Raw genomic sequence first — 6,589 nt, forward strand, 5'->3', positions numbered from 1 at the left:
GGTGCCTATGAGACCCCGGAAGGTTATCATTGTCAGTCGGATTTTTACGCCGGAGCCGGCGGCGGCGTCGTTCAGGTTGCGCGCCCTGGCCAGGGGATTCGCCGCTGAAGGCGCGGACGTCACCGTGCTCACCACGCGCCCGCCGCGCGGCATGGTCGAATCAACCGCGGGCGAGCCGTACTCGGTCATCCGCGTCCCGGTACTGCGCGATGAATACGACTACGTGCGCGGCATTCCCCAGTACTTGAGTTTCGATATCCAAGCGTTCGCGCGGCTGCTCGTCATGGACGCCGACATCGTGGTCAGCGAGCCCCCGCCCACCACGGGACTGGCCGTGTGGGCATCGAGCGTGCTGCGGCGTCGTCCGTATATCTGGTACAACCCGGACGTGTGGACCGCGGCGACCATCACCATGGACGTGCCGCGAATCGTCACCGAACTCATGCGCGTGGCCGAGACCGTGTCGGCGCGCTGCGCGGGCGGCGTGATCACCGTGTCCGAGGCCATGGGCGCGGAGCTCGCCAAGGTCACGGGCGTGAAGCGCGACAAGATGTTCGTGGCGGAGAACGGGATCGACACCGAGATCTTCACCCCGGACGGCCCTTCCGAGGACCTCGCCGACCCCTATTTCGTCTATGCGGGGTCAATGTCCGAGTGGCAGGGTGCGGACGTGTTCATCCACGCGCTCGCCCAGCTTCTCGACGAGCACCCCGACGTCAAGATCCACTTCCTGGGTCGCGGCTCGGACGTGGAACGCATGGAACGAGTGGCGCGAGAGGCGGCCCCGAACAACGTGGTCTTCGACGGCGTCCAGCCGCCCGAGCGCACGGCAGCCTTCACGCGCGGCGCGGTCGCCGCGCTCGCATCGATCGTGCCCGGTCAGGGCTACGACTTCTCCAAGCCCACCAAGGTTTATGCCGCCGCCGCGTGCGGAACGCCCGTGATCTACGCGGGTGCCAAGGGCGTGGCTGCCGACCTGGTTACCGAGAACGGTCTGGGCCAGGCGGTCGGTCACGACGCGAGCGAAGTGGCCGCGGCCATGCGCGCCGCACTGGAGCCCTCCGGTCTGCACGATCGCGATACGGGCGTACGACGCCGCTCGGACTGGGCCCGCGCGCACGCCTCCTTGGGTGCCTCGGGCCGCGCCGCAGCGAAATGGGTGCTCAGTGGATTCGTTCGGGACCGAGCGCGGTGACGGTCCACACAGCGTCAAGAAGGTACTGAACCGGCGGAGTCCGGTAGCTTAGGGCAAGATGTCTTGACCCTCACGGGGTCGTGAAGATGGTAGGGAGTAAACACGTGAACACTGATTTGGTGGTCGTGGGTTCGGGTCTGTTCGGTTTGACCGTGGCAGAACGAGCCGCCAGGGAATTGGGATTGAAGGTCACCATGATTGACCGCCGATCCCACCTGGGTGGAAACGCGTACAGCGAGAACGAGGAACGCACCGGGATCGAGGTGCACCGTTACGGCGCGCACCTGTTCCACACATCCAACGAGCGGGTGTGGGAGTACGTGAACCGGTTCACCGCGTTCACCAACTACGTGCACCGGGTGTACACCCGCCACAACGGCGAAGTGTTCCCCATGCCCATCAACCTGGGCACCATCAACCAGTTCTTCCGCTCGGCGTACTCGCCGGGTGAGGCACGAGACCTGATTCGTGAACAGGCCGGCGAGCTCGCGGGAACCGACCCGCAGAACCTCAACGACAAGGGCATCCAGTTGATCGGCCGCCCGTTGTACGAGGCGTTCATCAAGCACTACACCGGTAAGCAGTGGCAGACGGATCCTAAGGACCTGCCCGCGTCCATCATTTCGCGCCTTCCGGTTCGCTACACCTACGACAACCGCTACTTCAACGACACCCACGAGGGTCTGCCGGTGGACGGTTACACCGCGTGGCTCGAGCGGATGGCGGATCACCCGAACATCGACGTTCGCCTGGAGACCGACTTCTTCGACGACTCGCAGGAGTTCTCCAAGTCCAACGTGGTGGGCCAGGTTCCGGTCATCTACACCGGCCCGGTGGACCGCTACTTCGACTACACCGAGGGCGACCTCTCCTGGCGCACCATCGACCTGGAGGAAGAAGTCCTGGACATCGAGGACTTCCAGGGCACATCGGTCATGAACTACCCGGACGAGGACGTTCCCTACACCCGCATCCACGAGTTCCGTCACTTCCACCCGGAGCGTGACTACACCAAGGACGCCACCGTGATCATGCGCGAGTTCTCGCGCTTCGCGGAAAAGGGCGACGAGCCCTACTACCCGGTGAACACCTCCGCGGACCGCGAGAAGCTGCTGGCCTACCGCGACCTGGCCAAGGGCGAGCAGTCCGTGCTGTTCGGCGGACGACTGGGCACCTACAAGTACCTGGACATGCACATGGCCATTGGCGCCGCACTGTCCATGGTGGACAACAAGATTGCACCGCACTTCACGTCCGGTGCACAGCTGAACAGCGGAGGCGTTGACGAATGAGCACTGTGAAGAACGAAGCGACCGCGACGACCAAGAACCAGACCGCGGATTCGCGCACCTGGCAGACCGTTGCGCACATCATCTTCCCGACCGATGCTGACACGGACACGCTGCCCCTGTTCGTGGACTTCAACGCCCAGCGCCACACAGCTGTGAAGTCCCTGCGTCCGTCCGAGGCGGGCGAGGAGCAGACGGTCGCTGCGGAGCAGGCAGACGCCGCGGCGTCCGCTCAAGCGACCCAGATCCATTCGGAGTACCTCTCCAGTGATCGCAGTATCCACATCCCGGCGCACACCCGTATTTCGCTGGGCACGTACTTCAACGCGTTCCCGGCCTCCTACTGGCGCGCGAACACCGCCGTGGACACGGTCCGCCTGACCGCTCGCACCACCGGTCCGGCCAAGATCCTGGTTTACCGTTCCACCGCGCGTGGCACCTCCAACCGCGTGATCACGTTGGATATGGATGGCACCGAGCAGCACACCGACCTGCCCCTGGCCAGCTTTGGCGATGGCGGTTGGTACTGGATCGACGTGGTCACCTCCACGGCTGCCGTTGAGCTCGCCTACGCCGAGTGGTCCGTTCCCGAGCCCGAGGGTTTCACCCCCGGCACCGTGAGCGTGGCCATCACCACGTTCAACCGCCCCGATTTCTGCGTGCGCAACCTCAAGACCCTCGGCGAAGCCGACGCGCTGGCAGACGTGGTGGACCGCTTCATCATGACCGACCAGGGCACCGAGAAGGTCCGCGATGAGCCCGGTTACGACGAGGTCGTGGAGATCCTCGGCGACAAGCTGGTGCACATCGAACAGGGCAACCTGGGCGGTTCCGGCGGCTTTGCCCGCGGCATGTACGAGGCCACCACTGACGGCACCAGCCGCTACGTGATGCTCCTCGACGACGACGTGGACGTCCACCCCGAGAGCATCCGCCGCGCCGCTCGCTTCGCGGACTTCACCCGCCACAAGACCATTGTGGGCGGACACATGTTCAACCTGTACGAGAAGTCCGTGATCCACAGCTTCGGTGAGCGCGTCAACGAGTACCGCTTCATGTGGGGTTCGGCGGAAGGCGTGCGCGAGGCCCATGACTTCGCCGCGTCCAACCTGCGTGTGACCCCGTGGATGCACCGCCGCATCGACGTGGACTACAACGGCTGGTGGATGTGCCTGATCCCCACGGACATCATCCGTGAGATCGGCCTGGCACTCCCCGTGTTCATCAAATGGGACGACGCCGAATTCGGCCTGCGCGCCAAGAAGGCCGGTTACGACACCGTCTCCCTGCCCGGTGTGGCCGTGTGGCATATGCCGTGGACCGAGAAGGACGACACCATCGACTGGCAGGCGTACTACCACGCCCGCAACCGCTGGTTGGCAGCACTCCTGTACAGCCCGTACTCCAAGGGCGGTCGCCTGCCCAAGGAATCGCTGCTGACCGACGTGCGCCACCTGGTGTCCATGCAGTACTCGGCCGCGGAACTGCGCGCCATGGCGCTCGAAGACCTGCTCGAGGGTCCCGAGCACCTGCACCGCACCATCGGCTCCAAGCTGCCCGAGGTTCGCTCCACTCGCGGGTCGTTCTCCGACGCGCAGGTCAAGAAGGACCTCTCGGCCTTCCCGACCGTGCGCCGCAGCAAGCCGCTCCCGCACGGTGAAGAACCGCACCCGCCCAAGAGCCGCATCGGCCGCGCCGCCAAGCTGCTGTCCGGTGCCGTGCACCAGGTGCTGCCCGTCAAGGCGGACGAGTCGGATCACCCCGAGTCCCGCGTTCCCGCCATGAACCTGCAGTGGTGGCGCATGGCCACCCTGGATTCCGCACTGGTCTCCAGCGCTGACGGTTCGGGTGCCTCCTGGTACAAGCGCGACGACGCCACGTTCAAGCGCATGATGCAGCGCAGCCTGGCGCTGCACCAGCGTCTGTACCGCGACTGGGACAAGCTGGCCGAACAGTACCGCGCGGCACTGCCGGAGTTCACCTCACCCGAGGCGTGGGCTCAGACTTTTGCCGAGAACGGTCCTAAGAAGTAACTTTGCTCCATGCGCGACGCCGCACGTGTACGTTCGCGTGCGGCGTCGTCTTGTATCCGGTGACGCCGTCAAAGGTGCGTCACGAGGAAAGGATGGCACCCCCGTATGAATGCTCCCGTTTCGCATCTGAGGCCCCCGGGACAGGATCGCGGGCTGCGAGACGTCTTGGCGAACAGGTTCCTGTTGAAGCTGATCGTCGACAAGGAAATTCAGATCCGGTACCGCGGTACGGTGCTCGGACTGTTGTGGTCCTATCTGAAGCCCGGCGTTCAGTTCCTGGTGTTCTACATCGCCATGGGCGTGTTCCTGGAACTCAATCGCGGCATCGAGAACTTTGCCGTGTATCTGTTCTCCGGCATCGTGGTCATGAACCTATTCGGCGAGGTGTTCGGTAACGCCTCGCGCTCGGTCGTGGCCAATGGCGGGCTGCTCAAGAAGATCTATCTCCCCAGACAGTTGTTCCCGGTGTCCAACCTGCTGGTCGCGTTCGTGCACTTCGTGCCGCAGTTGGCCATCCTGTTGATCGCGTGTTTCATCACGGGCTGGCGGCCCGATCTCAAACAGCTGCTCGCGGTGATCGTGGGCACCCTGATCGTGGCGGTGTTCTCGCTGGGGCTGGGCATGCTGTTCGCCACGTTCAACGTGTTCTTCCGCGACGCGGAGAACATCGTGGATCTGATCGTCATGGTGGCCACGTGGGCCTCGCCCGTGCTCTACATGTGGATCATGGTGCGCGACAAGCTTTGGGAATGGGTGTACTTCGTGTACATGCTCAACCCATTGACCGTGGCGGTGGAACTGTTCCACTACGGTTTCTGGTTCCCCACCACTGACATGCCGCAGATCTGGCACGTGCCACCGCACCTGCTGACCTGGTGGACGCCGCTGACCATCGTGGTGAGTGCGCTCATCTTCTTCATTGGTGACCGTTTGTTCCGTGCCCAAGAGGGCAACTTCGCGCAGGAGCTGTAAATCATCGTGTCCAGTACTGCTAGCAAAAACGTCAAGGAACGCACGGATCAGGATCTTGCGATCCGCGTGCAGAACATGAGCAAAGAGTTCGTGTTGCGCCACACCCGCTCCATGAAGGAAGCCTTCGTGTGGCTGGTCAAGGGCCGCAAGGGCGATCTCACGGCCAAGTTCAAGGCCCTCAACGATGTCTCCTTCGACATCTACGACGGCGAGACCGTGGCCCTGCTGGGCTTCAACGGTTCCGGCAAGTCGACCTCGCTCAAGATGATCTCCGGCGTGATGAACCCGGATTCCGGCACCGTGCTCACGCGCGAAAAGGTCGCCGGCCTGATCGAGGTGGGCGCCGGCTTCCACCCGGACCTCACCGGCCGCGACAACGTGTACCTCAACGGCGCGATCCTCGGTATGACCAAAGCGGAGATCGACGAGAAGTTCGACGACATCGTGGCCTTCTCCGAGATCGCGGAGTTCATCGACACCGAGGTGAAGTTCTACAGCTCGGGTATGTACCTGCGTCTGGCCTTCTCCGTGGCCGTCCACACGGATCCCGAGGTGTTCCTCGTGGACGAGATCCTCTCGGTGGGTGACGAGCCGTTCCAGAAGAAGTGCATCGGTCGCATCAAGGACCTGGTGCGCCGCGGCAAGACCCTGGTGGTCGTCAGCCACGACCTGGGCCTGGTCATGGACATCTGCGAACGCGGCATCGTGATGGACCACGGCAACAATGTCTACGACGGTTCCGTGTTCGGCGCGGTGGCCCACATGCGCCACCAGGACCCTGAGGAAGTGGAGCGCGAGCACCGGGAGAACCTGGCGCGCGCCATCGAGGACAAGAAGCGTCACCGTGAGCGCGAGAAGGCCGAGGCCCTCGAACGTGGTGAAGAGTTCAAGCCCCAGTACGATCCCGATCTGGACGGGCCGTTGTCGGAAGAGGACGCCACCTCCGCCTGACAGCCCTGCTAATAACGACGGCGCCGCGAGACCTGGTCTCGCGGCGCCGTTGTTCTTTGCGGTCTTGTTGGGATCAGTGGCCCTTCACAAATGAGCATGGGTAGCGGGGTGCGCGGGGACGTTCCGGAGCGCGTGTTGTGAGGCCTGGG

At 63.8% G+C, this 6,589-nt stretch carries 5 protein-coding genes; all 5 read left to right on the plus strand.

Annotation, left to right across the window (positions count from 1 at the left end):
- Positions 1-7: 7 nt before the first annotated feature.
- The 5 genes from RF638_RS05055 to RF638_RS05075 all read left to right on the plus strand — a co-directional run bounded on the left by RF638_RS05055 (position 8) and on the right by RF638_RS05075 (position 6,440).
- Entirely contained in the window at positions 8-1,195 is a 1,188-nt protein-coding gene (locus tag RF638_RS05055) for a glycosyltransferase family 4 protein (protein ID WP_368841545.1), read from the plus strand.
- Positions 1,196-1,299: 104 nt separating this feature from the next.
- Positions 1,300-2,487 (plus strand): UDP-galactopyranose mutase, encoded by a 1,188-nt coding sequence (gene glf, locus RF638_RS05060; RefSeq protein ID WP_368841546.1) that lies wholly within the window; start codon positions 1,300-1,302, stop codon positions 2,485-2,487.
- Positions 2,484-4,517, plus strand: a complete 2,034-nt coding sequence (locus RF638_RS05065; protein ID WP_315277122.1) for a glycosyltransferase — start codon at positions 2,484-2,486, stop codon at positions 4,515-4,517. The genes glf and RF638_RS05065 overlap by 4 nt, the downstream gene beginning before the upstream one ends.
- Positions 4,518-4,622: 105 nt before the next feature.
- Positions 4,623-5,489, plus strand: a complete 867-nt coding sequence (locus tag RF638_RS05070) for an ABC transporter permease (RefSeq protein ID WP_129699903.1) — start codon at positions 4,623-4,625, stop codon at positions 5,487-5,489.
- A 6-nt stretch (positions 5,490-5,495) separates the two neighbouring features.
- Positions 5,496-6,440 carry an ABC transporter ATP-binding protein gene (locus RF638_RS05075; protein WP_368841547.1) on the plus strand — a complete coding sequence of 315 codons (945 nt, stop codon included), beginning with the start codon at positions 5,496-5,498 and terminating at the stop codon, positions 6,438-6,440.
- Positions 6,441-6,589 lie beyond the last annotated feature (149 nt).

Origin of the sequence: Kocuria sp. CPCC 205235 (genome assembly GCF_040980905.1) — a bacterium.
Classification (GTDB): Bacteria; Actinomycetota; Actinomycetes; order Actinomycetales; family Micrococcaceae; genus Kocuria; species Kocuria carniphila.